17 protein-coding genes are annotated in these 18,864 nt (G+C 40.9%); 7 read left to right on the top strand and 10 right to left on the bottom strand.

The annotated features are described in order from the left end of the window. Window positions 1-143 precede the first annotated feature (143 nt). From EV694_RS09215 to EV694_RS09185, 7 genes are all read left to right on the top strand, one after another. Window positions 144-872 carry a glutathione peroxidase gene (locus EV694_RS09215; RefSeq protein ID WP_207859821.1) on the top strand — a complete coding sequence of 243 codons (729 nt, stop codon included), beginning with the start codon at window positions 144-146 and terminating at the stop codon, window positions 870-872. Window positions 873-1,075: 203 nt separating this feature from the next. Then, window positions 1,076-1,348, top strand: coding sequence for a chaperone NapD (locus tag EV694_RS09210; RefSeq protein WP_132691790.1), 273 nt, complete (start codon window positions 1,076-1,078; stop codon window positions 1,346-1,348). 24 nt (window positions 1,349-1,372) lie between these two features. Beyond that, a complete protein-coding gene (gene napA, locus EV694_RS09205; RefSeq protein WP_132691788.1) occupies window positions 1,373-3,850 on the top strand; it encodes a nitrate reductase catalytic subunit NapA in 2,478 nt (825 codons plus the stop codon). A gap of 35 nt (window positions 3,851-3,885) precedes the next feature. Beyond that, window positions 3,886-4,674 carry a ferredoxin-type protein NapG gene (napG, locus tag EV694_RS09200; RefSeq protein WP_132691786.1) on the top strand — a complete coding sequence of 263 codons (789 nt, stop codon included), beginning with the start codon at window positions 3,886-3,888 and terminating at the stop codon, window positions 4,672-4,674. Beyond that, a complete protein-coding gene (napH, locus tag EV694_RS09195; protein WP_132691784.1) occupies window positions 4,674-5,537 on the top strand; it encodes a quinol dehydrogenase ferredoxin subunit NapH in 864 nt (287 codons plus the stop codon). The genes napG and napH overlap by 1 nt, the downstream gene beginning before the upstream one ends. Before the next feature lie 2 nt (window positions 5,538-5,539). Then, window positions 5,540-5,971, top strand: coding sequence for a nitrate reductase cytochrome c-type subunit (locus tag EV694_RS09190; RefSeq protein WP_207859820.1), 432 nt, complete (start codon window positions 5,540-5,542; stop codon window positions 5,969-5,971). An 18-nt stretch (window positions 5,972-5,989) separates the two neighbouring features. Continuing rightward, window positions 5,990-6,565, top strand: a complete 576-nt coding sequence (locus EV694_RS09185; RefSeq protein WP_132691971.1) for a NapC/NirT family cytochrome c — start codon at window positions 5,990-5,992, stop codon at window positions 6,563-6,565. Window positions 6,566-6,636: 71 nt separating this feature from the next. Here the strand turns inward: EV694_RS09185 and EV694_RS09180 are convergent, their stop codons facing one another. From EV694_RS09180 to EV694_RS09135, 10 genes are all read right to left on the bottom strand, one after another. Then, the gene (locus tag EV694_RS09180) at window positions 6,637-7,359 is read right to left on the bottom strand and encodes a carbohydrate-binding family 9-like protein (protein ID WP_132691782.1); all 723 of its coding nucleotides are present in this window, start codon (window positions 7,357-7,359) and stop codon (window positions 6,637-6,639) included. A 24-nt stretch (window positions 7,360-7,383) separates the two neighbouring features. Continuing rightward, on the bottom strand, window positions 7,384-10,377 hold the full coding sequence (locus EV694_RS09175; protein WP_132691780.1) for a chondroitinase family polysaccharide lyase: 2,994 nt from the start codon (window positions 10,375-10,377) through the stop codon (window positions 7,384-7,386). Between the two features lie 80 nt (window positions 10,378-10,457). Further along, window positions 10,458-11,429, bottom strand: a complete 972-nt coding sequence (locus tag EV694_RS09170; RefSeq protein WP_481584871.1) for a porin — start codon at window positions 11,427-11,429, stop codon at window positions 10,458-10,460. Window positions 11,430-11,549: 120 nt separating this feature from the next. Next, the gene (locus tag EV694_RS09165) at window positions 11,550-12,350 is read right to left on the bottom strand and encodes a carbohydrate-binding protein (protein WP_132691776.1); all 801 of its coding nucleotides are present in this window, start codon (window positions 12,348-12,350) and stop codon (window positions 11,550-11,552) included. A gap of 9 nt (window positions 12,351-12,359) precedes the next feature. Then, window positions 12,360-13,982: a sulfatase family protein gene (locus tag EV694_RS09160; RefSeq protein ID WP_132691774.1), complete on the bottom strand. Its 1,623-nt coding sequence runs from the start codon at window positions 13,980-13,982 to the stop codon at window positions 12,360-12,362. Window positions 13,983-14,002: 20 nt separating this feature from the next. Continuing rightward, window positions 14,003-15,214, bottom strand: a complete 1,212-nt coding sequence (locus EV694_RS09155) for an anaerobic sulfatase maturase (RefSeq protein ID WP_132691772.1) — start codon at window positions 15,212-15,214, stop codon at window positions 14,003-14,005. A gap of 114 nt (window positions 15,215-15,328) precedes the next feature. After that, window positions 15,329-16,276 (bottom strand): tagatose 1,6-diphosphate aldolase, encoded by a 948-nt coding sequence (locus tag EV694_RS09150; RefSeq protein WP_132691770.1) that lies wholly within the window; start codon window positions 16,274-16,276, stop codon window positions 15,329-15,331. A 56-nt stretch (window positions 16,277-16,332) separates the two neighbouring features. Further along, window positions 16,333-16,974 (bottom strand): RpiB/LacA/LacB family sugar-phosphate isomerase, encoded by a 642-nt coding sequence (locus EV694_RS09145; RefSeq protein WP_132691768.1) that lies wholly within the window; start codon window positions 16,972-16,974, stop codon window positions 16,333-16,335. A 34-nt stretch (window positions 16,975-17,008) separates the two neighbouring features. Then, window positions 17,009-17,767: a 2-dehydro-3-deoxy-D-gluconate 5-dehydrogenase KduD gene (gene kduD, locus EV694_RS09140; RefSeq protein WP_279386854.1), complete on the bottom strand. Its 759-nt coding sequence runs from the start codon at window positions 17,765-17,767 to the stop codon at window positions 17,009-17,011. 38 nt (window positions 17,768-17,805) lie between these two features. Next, a complete protein-coding gene (locus EV694_RS09135) occupies window positions 17,806-18,855 on the bottom strand; it encodes a glycoside hydrolase family 88/105 protein (protein ID WP_132691764.1) in 1,050 nt (349 codons plus the stop codon). Window positions 18,856-18,864 lie beyond the last annotated feature (9 nt).

The following is an 18,864-nucleotide window of genomic DNA, read 5'->3' as shown; positions in this document are numbered from 1 at the left end:
TACCTCACATTATGCTAATATAGAATCTAGCAATTAAAAGAATAGAATTAATTGATTTTAACTATACCATATTCTTTTTTATAATTCATCAGATTAGGGATGATTAAATCATTTTATTTATCATTAAAATTAGGAGAATCATTATGAGTAATATGGAAGGAAAAAAAGTTCCTCAGGTAACATTTCATACTCGCCAAGGCGATGCATGGGTTGATGTAACAAGTGCAGAATTATTTGATAACAAAACAGTAGTGCTTTTCTCACTACCAGGTGCATTTACCCCAACTTGTTCATCAACGCACTTACCACGCTACAATGAATTAGCATGTGAATTTAAAGCGTTAGGTGTTGATGAAATTATCTGCCTTTCTGTAAACGATACTTTCGTCATGAATGCGTGGAAAATGGATCAAGAATGCGAAAACGTCACTGTATTGCCAGATGGTAACGGCGAATTTACCGAAGGTATGGGTATGTTAGTAGGCAAAGAAGATCTAGGTTTTGGTAAACGTTCATGGCGTTATTCTATGTTGGTTAAAAACGGCGTAGTTGAAAAAATGTTTATTGAACCAAATGAGCCAGGCGACCCATTCAAAGTATCAGATGCCGATACAATGCTTAAATATCTAAATCCAAAATGGGAAGCCAAACCATCAGTGTCTATCTTCACTAAACCAGGTTGCCCATTCTGTGCAAAAGCAAAAGGTTTATTAAAAGTGAAAGGCTACACATTTGAAGAAATCGTACTAGGTCGTGATGCAAGCACCATTTCTGTGCGTGCAATTACAGGTAAAACCTCAGTACCTCAAGTCTTTATCGGCGGACAATATATTGGCGGAAGTGAAGAACTCGAAGCCTATTTTGCTAAATAATCAATATTGAATTATTACCTTCTAGTAATAAAAAGTGCGGTCAAATTGACCGCATTTTTATTTATTTTCTAAATAATAAATTTGATTTACCTCAAAAAAACCTCATTTTTTTCTAGGAATACCTCTTTATAGTAATTATGCGGTTCTAGATTAATTCTAATAATAGTACCCCTTAAAAAAGGTCTAATCAACGGTACAAAATTATGCAACAAACAGAAGCTGATGATTGGCATGTGTGCGGTTTAGTCGTGCAAGGCAAGCCAGAAAAATTATTGTCAATTCAGACCGCACTTTTAGCTATTGAGCATACGGAAGTTGCGGCAGTTGATGAGCAAACTGGCAAATTAGTGGTGGTGATGCAATCCCATGATGAACGGATTTTGCTAGAGAATATGGAAATGGCAAAAAATATTGATGGGGTGTTGGTGGTGTCGTTGGTTTACCATCAACAGGATGTTCAGCATAGCGAAGAATAATTAAATAAAAAGTGGGGGAAAGCGATGAGTTTAACACGTCGTGATTTTATGAAAGCCAATGCGGTGGCTGCCGCGGCGGCAGTAGCGGGGTTATCTATTCCAATTAAAACCTTGGCGGCAGATGATAAAACGATTAAGTGGGAAAAAGGCGTTTGCCGTTTTTGTGGTACAGGTTGTGGTGTTTTAGTGGGAACTCAAAATGGGCGAGTTGTTGCTTCACAAGGTGATCCTGATGCAGAAGTAAATCGTGGCTTAAACTGTATTAAGGGCTATTTTTTGCCAAAAATTATGTATGGTAAGGATCGTTTAACATCGCCAATGTTGCGTATGACCAATGGGAAATATGATAAGCATGGTGAGTTTACAGCGGTAAGTTGGGACGATGCCTTTAAAATTATGGCAGAAAAAATGAAAGCGGCGATCAAGAAAAATGGGCCGAATGGGATAGGTATGTTTACCTCTGGGCAATCGACCATTTTTGAAGGCGTGGCAAAATCCAAGCTGTTTAAAGCAGGTTTGCGTTCTAATAATATTGATCCTAATGCCCGCCATTGTATGGCTTCCGCAGCGGTAGCATTTATGCGTACCTTTGGTATGGATGAACCAATGGGCTGTTATAACGATATTGAGCAAGCTGATGCCTTTGTATTATGGGGCTCTAATATGGCGGAGATGCACCCTATTTTATGGTCACGTATCACGGATCGCCGTTTATCTAATAATAATGTGCATGTGGCGGTATTATCTACCTTTGAGCATCGTAGTTTTGAATTAGCGGATAATGGTATGTTGTTCCAGCCGCAATCCGACTTGGTGGTGCTTAATTATATCATTAATTATTTAATTCAAAATGATGCGGTTAATTGGGATTTTGTGAATAAACATACCAAGTTTAAACGTGGTGAAACCGATATTGGTTATGGTTTACGCGATGATAATCCATTGCAACAAAAAGCGAAAAACCCAAATAGCGGTAAAATGTATGACAGTAATTTTGATGAGCTAAAAGCCTTAGTGGCGGATTATACCTTGGATAAAGCCCATCAGATGTCAGGAATTCCTAAGGATCAATTAGAATCATTAGCCAAACTTTATGCTGACCCTGATAAGAAAATTGTGTCATTTTGGACTATGGGCTTTAATCAGCATACACGTGGAGTATGGGCGAACCATCTTATTTATAATATTCATCTATTAACCGGCAAGATTTCCTTACCCGGCTGCGGACCTTTTTCATTAACAGGGCAACCTTCTGCCTGTGGTACGGCTCGAGAAGTCGGTACCTTTGCTCATCGTTTACCGGCGGATTTAGTGGTAACCAATCCAAAACATCGTGAAACTGCGGAAAAACTATGGAAATTGCCTGCTGGTGTGGTACAAGACCAAGTGGGTTATCACGCTGTGGCACAAGATCGAGCGTTAAAAGATCGTAAGATGAATGTGTTATGGCAAATGTGTAACAACAATATGCAGGCAGGTCCAAACATTAATCAAGATCGTTTGCCGGGTTGGCGTGACGAAGAGAATTTCATTATTGTGTCTGATCCTTATCCGACAGTGAGTGCCTTGTCGGCAGATTTAATTTTGCCAACCTCAATGTGGGTAGAAAAAGAAGGGGCTTATGGTAATGCGGAACGTCGCACCCAATTTTGGCGTCAGCAAGTGAAAGGCCCGGGCGAATCACGCTCCGATTTATGGCAATTAGTGGAATTTTCCAAGTATTTTACCACCGATGAAATGTGGCCTGAGCAAGTTTTAAATGCCAACCCTGAATATAAAGGCAAAACCTTGTATGAAGTGCTATTCCGTAATGGGCAAGTGGATAAATATTCTCTTGATGAGTTAGAGGGGCATTTAAATGATGAATCAGAACATTTTGGTTTCTACTTGCAAAAAGGTTTATTTGAAGAATATGCCGCTTTCGGGCGTGGACATGGACATGATTTAGCGGATTTTGATACCTATCATCAAGCTCGAGGTTTACGTTGGCCAGTGGTAGAAAATAAAGAAACACTATGGCGTTATCGTGAAGGCTATGATCCTTATGTGAAAGCTGGGGAAGAAGTGGCGTTTTATGGCTATCCTGATAAAAGAGCGATCATTTTAGCGGTGCCTTATGAGCCACCTGCGGAAGTGCCTGATCAAGAATATGATCTTTGGTTATCCACAGGGCGTGTATTAGAACATTGGCATACAGGCACAATGACTCGCCGTGTGCCTGAATTGCATCGTTCTTTCCCAAATAATTTAGTGTGGATGCACCCAGATGATGCAAGTCAGCGAGGATTACGTCATGGCGATAAAGTTAAAGTGATTTCTCGTCGTGGAGAAATGGTTTCTTATATTGATACGCGTGGGCGGAATAAAGTGCCAAAAGGGTTAATTTTTACTACCTTCTTTGATGCAGGACAGTTAGCCAATTTATTAACATTGGACGCAACGGATCCGATTTCTAAAGAAACCGACTTTAAGAAATGTGCCGTAAAAGTGGAAAAAGCGTAAAAATTTACGTAAAACAGACCGCACTTTGAGCTGATATGGCAGAGAAAACATTATCGCCAGAACGCCGCAAGTTTCTTAAAAATGTAACGCGTACCGCAGGTGGCGTGGCAGGATTAGGCTTGTTACTTGGCTTACAACAAAAGCAAAGTTTGGCTCGGCAAGGGGTCGCTTTACGCCCGCCCTTTGCCTTAGCTGACGAACAGCATTTTGCGGCAGCTTGTATTCGTTGTGGGCAATGTGTACAGGCTTGTCCCTATGATATGTTGCATTTGGCGTCCTTGTTATCACCATTAGAAGCGGGAACGCCTTATTTTGTGGCAAGACAAAAGCCTTGTGAAATGTGCGTGGATATTCCTTGTGCCAAAGCCTGTCCCACTGGGGCATTGGATAATCAAGCGGAAGATATCAACCAAGCTCGTATGGGATTGGCGGTATTATTAGATCACGAAACTTGCTTAAATTGGCAAGGTTTACGCTGTGATGTTTGCTATCGGGTTTGCCCCTTGATCGAAAAAGCCATTACCCTTGAATATCATCGTAATGACCGAACAGGTAAACACGCATTGTTTATTCCAACAGTACATTCTGAGGCTTGCACAGGTTGTGGCAAATGTGAAGAGGCTTGTGTCTTAGAAGAGGCGGCAATTAAGGTTTTACCTTTACCCTTGGCAAAAGGAATGTTGGGAAAACATTACCGCTTTGGTTGGCAACATCAGCAAAGCACAGAGCAATCGGTTACACCTTTGCAAAATACGCCAATCCCTGAGTTCGTGCCTGAATCAGGTTTATCCTTACCCAATAACAACCCAGTGAGGAATAAATAATGGCGAATTCACCTAAATATGCGGGGCGTGAAGCCAGACAAAAATGGGGTTGGTGGTATGCAAATCGTTTTTTATTCTGGCGTAGGCTTACCCAACTTAGCATTATGGCAATGTTTTTAGCTGGCCCTTGGTTTGATGTTTGGTTATTAAAAGGCAATTATAGCAGCAGTTTGCTACTAGATACTGTGCCACTCAGTGATCCACTTATCGTGGCAGAAAGCCTTGCCACAGGCTATCTACCTGATTGGCGGGCATTACTTGGGGCGTTAATTATTGTCGTTTTTTACGCTTGTATTGCCAGTCGTGCTTTTTGTGCTTGGGTTTGTCCACTGAATATTGTCACAGACAGCGCCGCTTGGCTACGGCGAAAACTGGGTATTCGGCAAAGTGCTAAATTACCACGCTCATTGCGTTATGCGGTGTTATTAATGATTTTAATTGGTAGTGCCAGTAGCGGAATGTTGTTATGGGAATGGCTAAATCCCGTATCCGCCTTAGGGCGAGGGATCATCTATGGGCTTGGGGCAACATTATGGTTAGTTGTTGCGGTCTTTTTATTTGATTTATTCATTGTTGAACATGGTTGGTGTGGGTATTTATGCCCCATTGGTGCCACTTACGGCATCATTGGTGCAAAAGCCATTACTCGCATAAAAGTCAGCGATAGGAACAAATGCGATAATTGTATGGACTGTTATAACATTTGCCCAGAACCTCAAATTTTACGTTCACCACTACATGGCAAAAAGAACGAAAGTTTACTCGTACTTTCAAAAGATTGTATCAGTTGCGGACGTTGTGTTGATGTTTGCGCTGAAAAAGTATTTATTTTTACCACAAGATTTAATCATTCGGGGGAATAAAAATGATTAAAAAAACAATGCTTATTTTGACCGCATTTTTTGCTAGCAATTTGTTAGCAAATGAGGGAAATATTGGTCATTCTTTACAAGATAGTCCTGAAAATGTGACACCGGGCTTTAATATGCCCAAAAAAGAAAGTGAACTTGCACCGTTAAACTATGTCAACCAACCGCCAATGATCCCGCACGCAGTAAAAGGGTATCAAATTAGCAAAAATGTTAATCAATGTTTGATGTGTCATAGTGTGGAAGGGTCAAGAGTCACAGGAGCAACCCGTATTAGTCCAACCCATTTTGCTGATAGAGATGGCAATATTGTTGCAGGACAAACCGCCCCACGCCGTTATTTCTGTTTACATTGCCACGTATCGCAATCCGATGTTGAACCTATTGTACCTAATGATTTCCAACCAATGCCAGGTTATGGTAAATAAGGAGCGATGATGATCAACTTGATTAAACGTTTTTGGTGCTGGTTTCGTACCCCAAGCCGTATTGCTGTCGGCACCTTACTGAGTTTAGCCTTTATTGCAGGTATTGTATTCTGGGGGGGCTTTAACACCGCATTAGAATATACCAATACTGAACAATTTTGCTCAGATTGCCATATGAACGATGTTGTGCCTGAATACCGTATGTCAAGCCATTATATGAACCGCAGCGGCGTTAAAGCCATTTGCTCCGATTGCCATGTACCCCATGAATTCGTGGATAAATGGAAACGCAAAATTATCGCCAGCCGAGAAGTTTATGCACATATTACTGGCAAAGTTGACACCAAAGAAAAATTTGAAGCGGCACGTTTAGCCATGGCGGAACGAGAATGGGCAAGAATGAAAGCTAATGATTCTGCAGAATGTCGTCACTGCCATAAATTTGACAGTATGGATTACACACAACAAAAAACCGTTGCCGAGAAAATGCACCGTTTAGCTCAAGTGGAGGGCAAAACCTGTATCGATTGTCATAAAGGTATTGCTCATCAATTACCGAATATGCACGGCGTTCGGTCGGGGTTGGTTGAATAGTTTAAGTTGAAACAACTATATTATTAAAGGCGAGAATTCTCGCCTTATTATTTTTTAGACTTAATTTATCCTTACTTTCCACTTGGCGCTAGCACAAATGTCCCAAAGGACGAATTAATATGGAAATTCGGTTTCTCTGTTTTTGGGTCAACCCAAGTAATCCATTGAGCCACTTCTTTCCCATTGATTATAGAAAACTCGGCACGATATACGCCCGTTTGAATTTTATTATCGTGAATCAGATTCAGCTCTCGCAATTCTTTTAAGGCGATTCTACCCTCAAGCACATAGCCTTTATCGGTTAGGTTACCTTTTGTTTCAAGGGTTTGCATATCCCAACTGACATCACGATTTTTTTGGCTATCCGCTTTAATGGATAAAGTGCGACCTTGATAATCCATTTCTAAGGCAAAATAGTTTGGATAACTGCCGTCTGCTTTTGCTTTATCAATGGGGGCTTGCGCAAAGAATAACTCTACCCGATCTTGGCGTGCGATCATCATTTCATCGTGGACTTTTTCAAAGATAACCGTATTGGGATCTTCTACATCAAAGGCAAAATAAAGATATTGATCATCGTGATATGCTTTAAATTGTGTATCAGGAATTTCGCCTTGTTGCCAAGGATCGATAAAACGAATGGCTTGGAGTTTGTCCCAAACGGATTCATTGAGATGTCCATCAAGTACAGGGGCTTGTTTATCATAAGCGACAGTATAGCTATCTTGTGCTTGTGCGTAGACATTCGCCGATAGGGCTAAAGCAAGCATAGAAAGTGCGGTCAGTTTTTTCATTATTTTTCTCCTCTGTTGGCTAGATTAAAGGGATTTGAGTACCACTTTACAAGGACGCGCCTCGTTGGTTGTGGTGGTTAATAAACTTTGCTGTTGTTTTACCGATACCTTAGCACATTGCGATGGTTCAGCCAGTTGCCATTTGCCTTTTAGGGTTAAGGTTGAATGTTGTGGTTGAGGATCCGCTGTCCACCAAGCTCGTGAATAAACACTCACTTCCACTTGATTACCTTGCTCGTCCACTTGGTCCTTTTCTACTCCAGAATAAAAAGCAAAATCAGGATTAACTACTGATAAAGCTAAACGGTTTTGTTGCGGTTCGGCAAGTACCATTAAAGGATTGTCCGCCCCGATTACCACGCCACCAATATCCCCTTGATGCGGAGCAAAATAGGCGTAACCCTCTTGTTGGCTATTTAAATCTTTGACGGCGTGAAGATCTTTTTGTTTCGCCAACACTTGATAATTTGGCTCGGCTTGGCTATCCGCCACTAAGATCGCATATTCATAACTCGCTTGTTGGGGGGCTGTACCGTGATCAATTACTGCTGTAGAAAATTGACCTTGTGTCGCTTTATCATCACGATCATCAAGGGATTGCTGTAGATCATAGCTGAAACGGATTTGCTGATCTGCTGGTAAGAAATAGGCATTGCCAGCGGGATCAACAAGTTTTGCTGGGGTAGCGAATTGTTGTTGCGTACCAAGCTGATTAATTTTTTTACCATTGATTTCCACCGCTTGTAATTCAGGTACATAATGCTGAAATAAGGTGGTTTCGGTGTGATGGTGCTGATCTTGGTTTTGAATATCTGTACCAAGGGCGATAATTTGATTATTAAATAGGAAATAGGATTTATTGGCGTAAAAATCCTGTTGTTGGTATTTGCTATGCCCGTGCAAACGTACCGCATACATTGCATTATCATTGAGATCCGTACCGCCTGCATAGCTTTCGGTAGAGAGCAACATTTCTTCTACACCTGCGGCAGGTAGTTGATGTAATATGGATTTTAATTTGTCATAAGGAAGATGAATCGCGGTGGTGCCAGGATAGCGATTCCAATCCCAACCAGCGTGATTAAAGGCACGTTTATTCATATCAGCAGGCAATAATTCCAACGTACCATATTGCAAATAACGGCTATAACGATTGTTCCGTTCATAAGCCTCATTACCCACCAAATAACGGCTAAAACCTCTTGCCACCGCTAACCAAGACTTTGTCGGATCATCAGCTGCGGCTCGGCGTTGTAAGACCATTGAAGCATAATTCATTGTCCAAGCCCCTGTCGGTTCATTTGCTGCTGGCACGCCCTCAAAGTCTGAGCGTTTATCAAGGTTGGCAAAAATTCCGGCAAATTCACGCTGGATTTGTTGTGGATTATCAGACTCGCCTGCTAACGCAAACCAACGGAATGGCGCTGAGGATAATTTGAAAATGCCTGTTGGGTGGCGACCACTTAACACAATCGGAATTTCGCCGGATTTGGTATAAAGCCACATTTTATGCAATACATCATCTAAACGTTGGCGAGCAGGTTGAGTGAGAGCATAATCAGAACCGCTAAGAGCATAAACCGTTGGGGCAAGTCCGCCAAAGGCATCACGCCCATAAGCCACATAATGTTGCCCGTGGTGGAAAACGGAACCATCCGATTTAAAACCGCCAGCAATACCTTTTGATTGCATAATGGTTTTGCTTAACCATTGGCTAAATTGGGTTAGTAAGGCTTGTTTTTGTTGGCTATCGGGTAACAATAAAATACTTTTGAGCATCCATTGTAATTGGGTATTGAGAATATCCACATTGGCAGCCACAATGTCATTATCTTGCTCAAAAATACGCCCTGTGCCGTTAAACCACATCATTGCCCCTTGAGCATCGGCTAATAAACCTTGTTGGGCTAATAGATCACGCATTAAGAACCAAGCATCAAAAATTTCTCGCGTTTGATAGCCTAAATGGGTAACGATTTGCATACTGCTACCGCGTACAAACCCTTGATCAAATAAGTAGCGAGTGGCGAGCAGAAATTCTGTTTGTAAGGCTTGGCGATCTTGATCGGATAAGTCGCCATAACGCAATAATTTTGCTGTATCTAGTAAGGTTTTACCGAGTTCTCGCATAGAAATTGAGGTTAATAAAAAGGCTTGTTGCTCAGCATTAAATACCTGATCATTTTTCATAAATTTCTGGCGAGCAGGGAAATCTAGCATTTTGCCGTTGATCACGCCTTGTTGTTCACTAATGGCAAAAGTGCGGTAGATTTCTAACAATTTTTTGGCATCAAGCTCCTTGCCTTTGCCGAGATGATGTTCAAACTTTTGATAAATGGATTGGCTATTGTCATTGCTATTAAGAGGTTGATGAAAATCCAGTTGTGGGAAATGTTGTGCCAGCATTTGGTCATACATATACAAGGCATTCCAGTTTTTATTCACGGCAGTATCCACAGTTGGATTGACAAAAGGGGTAATATAATCAGGGATAGGATTGCGATTATCCACTGGTACATTAAATAGCATTTGATCCAGATAAAGTTGTCCTGCTTGATTTGGTGCAGTAATCACTAATTGATCCAGTTGTTCAACCTTATCCCCTTGCATATCACGAAACGGTACAGCAATGCCTCGCCAGCCAGTAAAATCTAAGTTTGCCACAAAGGACTTTTTCTGTTGACCGCCCTGTTTAAATTCAAAGGTTAAGGGTTCAGGAAAAGGCTTGTCATTGTAGAGCCAGAGTAAAAAGGTTTGTGGAAGTACATTATCATCGCTACGGAGATCAATAGCTTGATTAATGATTAGCTGACCTTTTGGTTCAAATTGCCAACGTAATGATTGTTGTCCATCTTTAAATCTTTGCTTTGAGGTTTCAATTTTCCCCTGACTTACTTTGATTGTTGAGCCGAGAGGTTGTTCAAAGAAATCCCAACGATAATCGGCGGCATAATTTAAAGTACTAAGTGAAAGTGCTGCAAGTAAGGTGGCGATGTGATGTAGTTTATATTTTTTCATATTGTTATCCTATTATTGGTGCAGTATAAAAAGTTAAAGCACACTATGTAGGAAATGCTATCTACATAGTGTGATAATGCTTAGAACAACACACGGAAACCTACATAGTAAGTATTTACATATTTTTGTTTAGGTTTCAATGGATTAACATTTCTATCCCGTCCAAACTCAACGAAACTAATAAAGTTGTGAATTGGGCGATAATCAACACCTAAGGTATAGCCGTGATTAGTGTAGATTTTTTTGTTATGGCGATATTGGGCATACGAGCTGACTTGTTCAGTAATACGATAGCGTGTAGCAAGAAAATGGCGTTTTTCTTTAATAGTGTTTAAGTCAGTATTATATAAACGCTTACCCTGTCTAATTTCGCCGTAATTGTAGGCAATACTAAAAGATTGATAGGTTACTTCCCCTGAAACCCGCCAAGCGGTTCTGCGTGTCCATTCATTAATTGGCGTAATCAGCGGATCTCCGTCGTCGTTATACTGATTATAACGATCATAATTATCTTGGGTATAACCAGCTCGGAAACGGAAGCGTAAATCATCGTTGAATTTATTATCATAGAATAAGGCTACACCATAGCCATTTTTTAAATTTTTGGTATCGCCTTTTTGGTGTTCAGCTTTAATGGACTGTCCAAATAGATAATCTGCCCCAAATTGGAAACCTGCATAAGTGCCGCTACGGTAATGGATTGCTTTATGACCTTCTGCCGTTAGAACATTCATTCCACTACCGCCCCATTGATAATCTCCTAGCATAATGGCATCACCATTAGTGGGTTGACGACCAAAGAATAAACGACCGTAATTTTTATGTTGAAAACCTGCGAAAAGTTGCCCGGTTGTTGGTTGCCCAAAGCCTGAGTGGTTAGAACCGCTAGCATCTTTACCATTAAACATAATCCGCGTTTTAGCAAAGGCACTAAATCCATGTCCGAGCTGCTCTGTAATCATTAATTCAACACGTGAACCTCGATCACGCAAATCACCCCGATCGCCTTCTTTGAATTGCAACATTGGACGAAAATCTCCACCTAATTGAATACGTGTGCCATCTTGTTCATAAATGGTTGCGGCTTGTAGGTGGGGGGGGGGTAGTAAGCACTAACGTAGCGACAGTCGTTGTTAAAATAGATACTTTTTTCATAAGGGTCTCCTTATTGGTTATTGTGAAGCATCTTTACCATACAACTCAATTTGGGAAAGCGCGGTAAATGGTGAACTCACAACATCACCGTTAATTAAATCCGTCAGTATGACTGCGGTGGTTTTTTGCTCTGGAAATATAAAAGTTTGTGGTTGAGCGGTGCGTGCTAAATTCAAACATTCATATTCTCCATTACTAAAACAGAGTTTGACCTGTTGCCACCAACTGTCGTGGGGGAAATCCGCCCGTAAAAACAGGGTGGCTCGGTCAAGGATAACTTCACGTCCAAAGTCAATGATTAATTGTGCTTGGGGATTTTGTGCATTGCTCCAAGAGGTATAGGGGTAAGAGCCGTGGGCGGTATTATCAAAATAACCGTCCACCGCATTACGAGCAGCAAAACGAATATTACTCGCATTGATATTGCTACTAACAAAAGGATAAACGCCCTGTTGTTGGCTCTGTAAATAAGGATTATAGGCAAGGTTTTGGTATGGCTGAATTTCAAAAGGTTCCGCTACTCTTGCCCAAAGGAAATGTAAACCGCCATTAAAGGCTTTATCGCTGTTATAGACCCGTTTATCATCGCCAAAAGGAATGTGGAATAATAACTTTGGCTCGGTAAGGTAGAGTAAACAGCTTTCAAAACTGTCTTCTAACCGCACTTTGAGATAACAAGGTACTTGTGCTACCTCAAGCTGAATATAATCGCCAGCTTGGTATTCGCCTTTATAGGTAAGGCTCACAAAATCCGTATAGCTTTTAGCTACTTTTATATTATTATCCTTATCTAAGATACTGAGCGTTATCCGTTGCATCACTTGCTCCTATTTGCTTTGAGCGGAGGAAACGATAGCTTTAAATTCCTCTGGGTTCCATTCCATTGGATAAGGTTGTTTCACAATCCATTGGGCGAAAGCATTTTTTAATTCTTTCACTTTTTCTGGATTTTTGGCGGCAACATTTTGGCTTTCCGCTGGATCTACTTTATTATGATATAGCTGTAAGCTGTTGCTACCGTCATTGTAGAAATACAATGTCCAATCTTGATCACGCACTGCCCAAGAGCCTTTTGAGGCTTTTTCTAAATTTGGATTTTGTGCAGGATCTTTGCGGTTATAGGTAATAAATTGCCAGTAATCTGCCCAGAATTGTTGATTTTCTTCGCTATAATGTTTTGCCCCCGGACCTGCCCAATAAAGATATTTATGTGGTGATTGTTGCGTTTTTCCTGTTAATAAAGGTAATAAATCTTTACCATCAACCTTTAAGTCAGCTGGAATATCAATTTTCGCTGCACTTAATACCGTTGGTAAAATATCAATGGCAGAAATTAGGCTGTCGCTTTGACTATTAGCAGGGATTTTACCTTGCCAGCTCACGATAAACGGCACACGCAAGCCACCATTATGTAACATACCTTTAAAGCTATTATCCATACCATTTAATGGCATAGGTGCTTCGTGTACTGAACCATTATCCGAGAGGAAGAAAATCAAGGTATTATCATACTTGCCTGTTTCTTTCAGTTTCTCAATGATTTTACCGATTCCCTCATCAGCGGCATTTAAAGACGCATAATATTTATCTGCCTCAACATTGCCCGTATTGAAACGATCCATATATTTCGCTGGTGAGGCTTGTTCTAATGGGATATGTGGCACACTGTAAGCAAGGTTGATAAAGAAAGGTTTATCTTCTGCTTGTTCAATAAACTGAATGGCTTCGTTAGTAATATTATGGGTAGTATAACCCGGAGCAGGAATTGGCTCTTTATTACGCCAAAACGCTGGAGAATTCCATAATGCCGCCCCAGATACAAAGAAGCTATAAGAATAGTCAAAACCACGATCCGTAGGGAAATAGCCTGCTTCAGGGACAGAAGAGAAATTATCGTGATAATCTCTAGTGCGTAGATCTTCAGGTTGGGTAATTCGCCCAATGCTACGATCACGATTGACTTTAGCGTTATGGTATTTACCAATATTGGCAGTAGTGTAGCCATTTTCTTGTAGTAACGCAGGCAATAATTTTACTTCTAATGGAATACCATTGAAGGAATCATCATTACTATAAATACCAAAAGAGGCTGGGAAACGCCCAGTAAAAATACCCGCACGAGATGGACCACAAACAGGGTGAGCCACAAAGGCATTGGTCATTTTAACCCCTTGTTGGGCTAAGGCAGACACATTTGGCATTGCTGTTCTTGCCGCCTCAATCATTTTATTAATATCGCCTTGATAGCGAGCCGCTACAGGACGTTGATTTAGATTTTCTACGTCTAAAGTATTTAAATCGAAATCAAGTTGTCCAGTGCCAAGATCGTCCATTACTATTACTAACACATTTGGGCGAGTATCAGCCGCCGCTTGGGCATAAAGGGGTTGTGTCATCGCCACCGATGCCGTGGCGGCGAATAAACACTTATTTAATGTAGTGAGTTTCATTACATTCTCCTTAGTTGACGTTAATGAGGGATTAACCGCATAATATCGGCGGCTAATCCCCCACGTTTAATAATATTGCTCATTTGGTGCATAAAAGGGGCGGTTTGGCGGAAAAATAATTTATAAGAGGGACAAAGATAATTATGTTTATATTGTTCGCCTTTATGTTGGACAACTCGTTGTTTTGGGCAACCGCCATTACAGATTAAACGTACATCACATTGTTGGCAGGCTTTGGTTAAGGTCTCTTTTTTGGCTTGACCAAAACGGATTTGGCGTTTAGATAACACCATTTCTTTTAGGCTTTTATGTTGAATGTTGCCTAATTTATAATCAGGGTAAACATAATGATCACAAGCATAAATATCGCCATTCGCCTCGACAATCATTGCATTGCCACAGGTTTCAGAATGGGTGCAACTGGCGGACGGATAACCAAGCCACTGTCCGAGTAAATTATCAAATTCTCGCACATAAATTTTTCCAACATCCTGCCTTATCCATTGATTAAAAATATCCCACAAAAATTGCCCATAGCCCTCTGGTGGCACAGAAAATGGGGCGATACGATGATGTTTGGTTGGGGTAAAGCTGGAGCAATTTGTTCCATAATTGGCAATTTCCACAATAGGGATAAATTGCATATATTGCGATCCTATCTCTTTCAGAGCCTGATAGGTTTCTCGTCCTTTATGCCAATTTTGATCATTTACCACCGTCAGCGTATTAAAATCTACCTGATATTCTTTTAATAAGTCTATGGCTTTTACCACACGATCAAACGTGGGTTGCCCATTAATGGAAATACGATATTTATTATGTACTTCCGTTAAACCATCAATGGAAATCCCTAATAAAAAACGATTTTGTTTAAAAAATTCTGCCCATTGGCGATTAATGGCAATACCGTTAGTTTGAAAGCTGTTGGTAATGGTTTTTCCCAAACAAAATAATTTTTGATACTCCACCACTTTTTGGAAAAATGCTAAACCGAGTAGGGTAGGTTCGCCACCTTGCCAAGCAAAATCCACTTGTTGACCAGAATGGGACTCAATATAGTTTTTAATGTAATCTTTTAAGGTTTGTTCTGACATCAGACGGACATTATGGGTCAGCACATTTTCCTTTTCTAAATAAAAGCAATATTCACATTTAATATTACAATGGAAACTGCTTGGTTTTGCCATCACGTGAAAATAAGTTGGTGGTGCTTGAGCTAAATCCCTTGTCATCTGCATTTCTCCGTTGCTGATTAGCACAAAAGTGCGGTGCGTTTTTGCAAAATTTTTTTGCTATTTTTGGGGCAATCTGACTCGCAATTTTGCCCCAAAATAGGCTCGCCAAAATTATGCCACTGGCGTTGCGGTTTGATTTAATACCGTATTAAGGGCTTCAATATTTTGTTTACCCTCTGTTTTAATCCACTGTTCAGCTGCTTCAACCCCTTGATTTTTGAAAATATCAACGGCACCAGCCCAAGTGGCACGTCCGCAAAGTACGCCATTAAAGGTGCTGCCTGCATTTTTGGCAAATTTTAAGGTTTCCACAAATAATTCTGGGCTAACGCCAGCACTGAGGAAAATAAAAGGTAAATGAGTGGCTTGGCTTTGTTGTTGGAATAAGGCTTGGGCTTCCGCTTGGCTATGTACTACCTCGCCCTCAGTATACCCCTCAACAAATTTCATATTCACAGGCACTTCCACTTTTAACACATCAACCCCAAAACGTGGTTGAGAATAATGTTTCATTGCCTCAATCACTTTGCGTGGTTTTAATTTGGCATATTCTTTGGCATCTTCAACTTTCGCATCATAAGACACCAATTCTAAGAAAAATGGCATCTCTTCCGCTTTACATTCTGAGGCAACACGTTCAACAAAAGCATCTTTTATATCATTGACTTCCGTACCTTCATCAACATCAATGTAGAGCAATAATTTTACGGCGTCCGCCCCTTGTTGTTTTAAGCGATAAACTGATACATCATCAATTAAATCAGGGAAACGTCCCGGTTGAGTTTTGTCATAGCCTGTTTTTTCATAAGCCATTAATAAGCCCGCATTGGGATCTTTTTGTTTGGCGGCATCCCAACCCACTTCAGGATCAAGCAAAATGGAAGAGGCATAAGGGGTCAAATATTTTGATACTAATACCTTAAACTCTGCTAATTGTTGATTGGTGGCTCCCTCGCCTAGCATACGGCGTAACGCACCACGTTGGTCAATGGCTAATGCACCAATAATATTATGTTCATTGCATAATTTTTTTAACCGTTGTTGTCTTAATTCAGACATAATGTATTCCTCCAAAAAAGGTGAAGCAGGGGAAATTATCCGCCTGCTATGCTTAATTATTGATTCAATAATTCTGTAACAAAAGCACGAATTTCGTCATTTTGGCAATGTTCAAAGAAGCATTTTTGGAAACGTTCGCCACTGACAGCGGTTTTCACTAATTCAGGATCAATGGCTTTTAAGGTATCTAAATAATTGTCTTTTACTACTGCGGCTTTGACTTGGTTTAAAATGCCAGCATTACGCACTTGTGGTTCACGGCGTTCTACTGGGTAACCTTGTCCACGTTCGCCTGTAAAGGCTTTTTCAAACATATAACGGACATTTAACTCAGCTCCCCAACCAAAACCTTTGGCGAAAGCTAAAGATAAGGCATTGCCATTATTAATTTGAGCAAATAAGAAAGCATCAGCGGGATCTAAACAATAACCACAAATCACGCCAGGGTGGATATTTAATGACATTAACGCCCCTTGTCCTGTGCCACAGCCTGTGATGACAAAATCCACCGCTTTTGAGTTAAGCAAAATACTTGCCATAATACCAAGGTGAATATAGGTTAAATGATGATCTTGTTCATCACACATACCCACGTTAAATACTTGATGCCCTTGTGGTTCCACCACTGTTTTTAATTCATTTAATACCACCGCATTTTTGCTTGCTTGGCTATTTTCCATCATTAATGCAATTTTCATTTTTTTCTCCTAATTCATTGAATACATATTGAATTTAACGTGCTAACCAACCGCCATCTACTGCTAAAGTATAACCATTCACATAATCAGCCGCAGGCGAAGCAAGGAATACGCAAGGTCCAGCTACATCCGCAGGTAAGCCCCAACGACCTGCTGGGATACGCCCTAGAATTTCTTGGTTACGAGATTCATCCGCTCGTAAAGCGGCGGTGTTATCCGTTGCCATATAACCCGGTGCAATGGCATTCACATTGATATTATGTTTTGCCCATTCATTTGCCATTAAGCGAGTAATCCCCATTACGCCACTTTTTGAGGCGGTATAAGATGGTACACGGATACCCCCTTGGAACGACAACATTGAGGCGATATTAATGATCTTACCGCCCTGTCCTTGTTTGATGAATTGTTTCGCCACCGCTTGCGACATAAAAAAGACGCTTTTCACATTGATATTCATCACGTCGTCCCAGTCTTTTTCGGTAAAATCTACCGCATCAGCACGGCGAATAATGCCAGCGTTATTGACCAATACGTCAATTTTTCCGAATTTTTCCACCGCACTTTGTACAATACGAGGAATATCATCAAGTTTGCTTAAATCCGCCTCAATATTGAAAAATTGTTTGCCTACGGCTTCAATTTTTTGCTTGGTTTCATCGGCGGCGGCAATATTGACGCCAACGATATCACAGCCAGCTTGAGCAAGCCCTAACGCCATACCCTGACCTAATCCTGTGTTACAACCTGTTACTACGGCAACTTTGCCGGTTAAATCAAATGAAATACTCATTATGCTGCTCCTCTTTGTATAAAAATGGTTTGTTAAAATTAATCATAAAGGTGTTGAACTTCGCTACCTGCCAGTAAAAATGCACCCGCACCGTAGTCAATATTATGTTCAAATTTCACATCTCTTGGGTTGAACGCAGGTAATTGAACCCAGCCGATCATACCGTCAGAATGTACCGCACTTTGTAAGGCTTTCCACGCCAACTCCACCACAGGTAGATAGATTTGTTTATCTAAAATCTCGTGGTTTACTCCCCAAGCTAAGGCATAACAGAATAATGCCGTAGCACTGCTTTCTGGTGCTGGGAAACTGGTTGGATCTAATAAACTCGCTCGCCAAAAACCGTCTTGATGTTGGTATTTAATTACTTGCTCGGCAAGCTGTTTATATAAGGCAAGATAGCGATCACGTTGGCTAAAAGTGTCATCGGTATGTTGTAATAAACGCGGAATGGCGGCGATAACCCAACCAATACCACGACTCCAAAAAACTTTCTCGCCATTTTGTTCGCGTAACTCACCGCCCTTTCCATCAGGGATATAGCGATGATCACGATAGAAAAGCCCTGTTTCGGGATCTTGTAAATGGCTGACAGAATCCCACCACGCCTGATCCATATAATCTAGGTATTTTTTCTCGCCAGTTTGCTTGGCAAGGGCGACAAAGGCAGGTGGAGCCATAAATAAGGAATCACACCACCACCAATCTTCTCTCCCAGCTTTCGGGTTATCCACCATATCATTGATAAAATTAATGGTTGGTTCTAACGCCTCTGCTTGATTAATCAAGGGATACACATCAAGATAACCTTGGCTACAGACAAGATCATCAGCAAAACGTGCATTTGGACCCGTTCTAAAACCAGTATGTAAGGTATAATTTAGTACACCGTCTAAATAATCTTTATCCTCAGTGGCTTTCCACGCAGCGGCAACACAAGACCAAAATACGCCTCGCTCCCAGTCCGTATCTTTAATAAAACGTGTTTTGCCTGAACGGCGAATGACACTGCGAGTTTGGTTTTGACGCTGCCATTGATAGACCGCTTTCATTAATTGTCGAGTTTGTTGTTTAAATGCTGTTGCCATAATTTTTAC

Origin of the sequence: Volucribacter psittacicida (genome assembly GCF_004339025.1) — a bacterium.
GTDB classification, from domain to species: Bacteria; Pseudomonadota; Gammaproteobacteria; order Enterobacterales; family Pasteurellaceae; genus Volucribacter; species Volucribacter psittacicida.
Note: the sequence above shows the minus strand (reverse complement) of the source record. Positions and strands in the feature narration are given on the sequence as shown.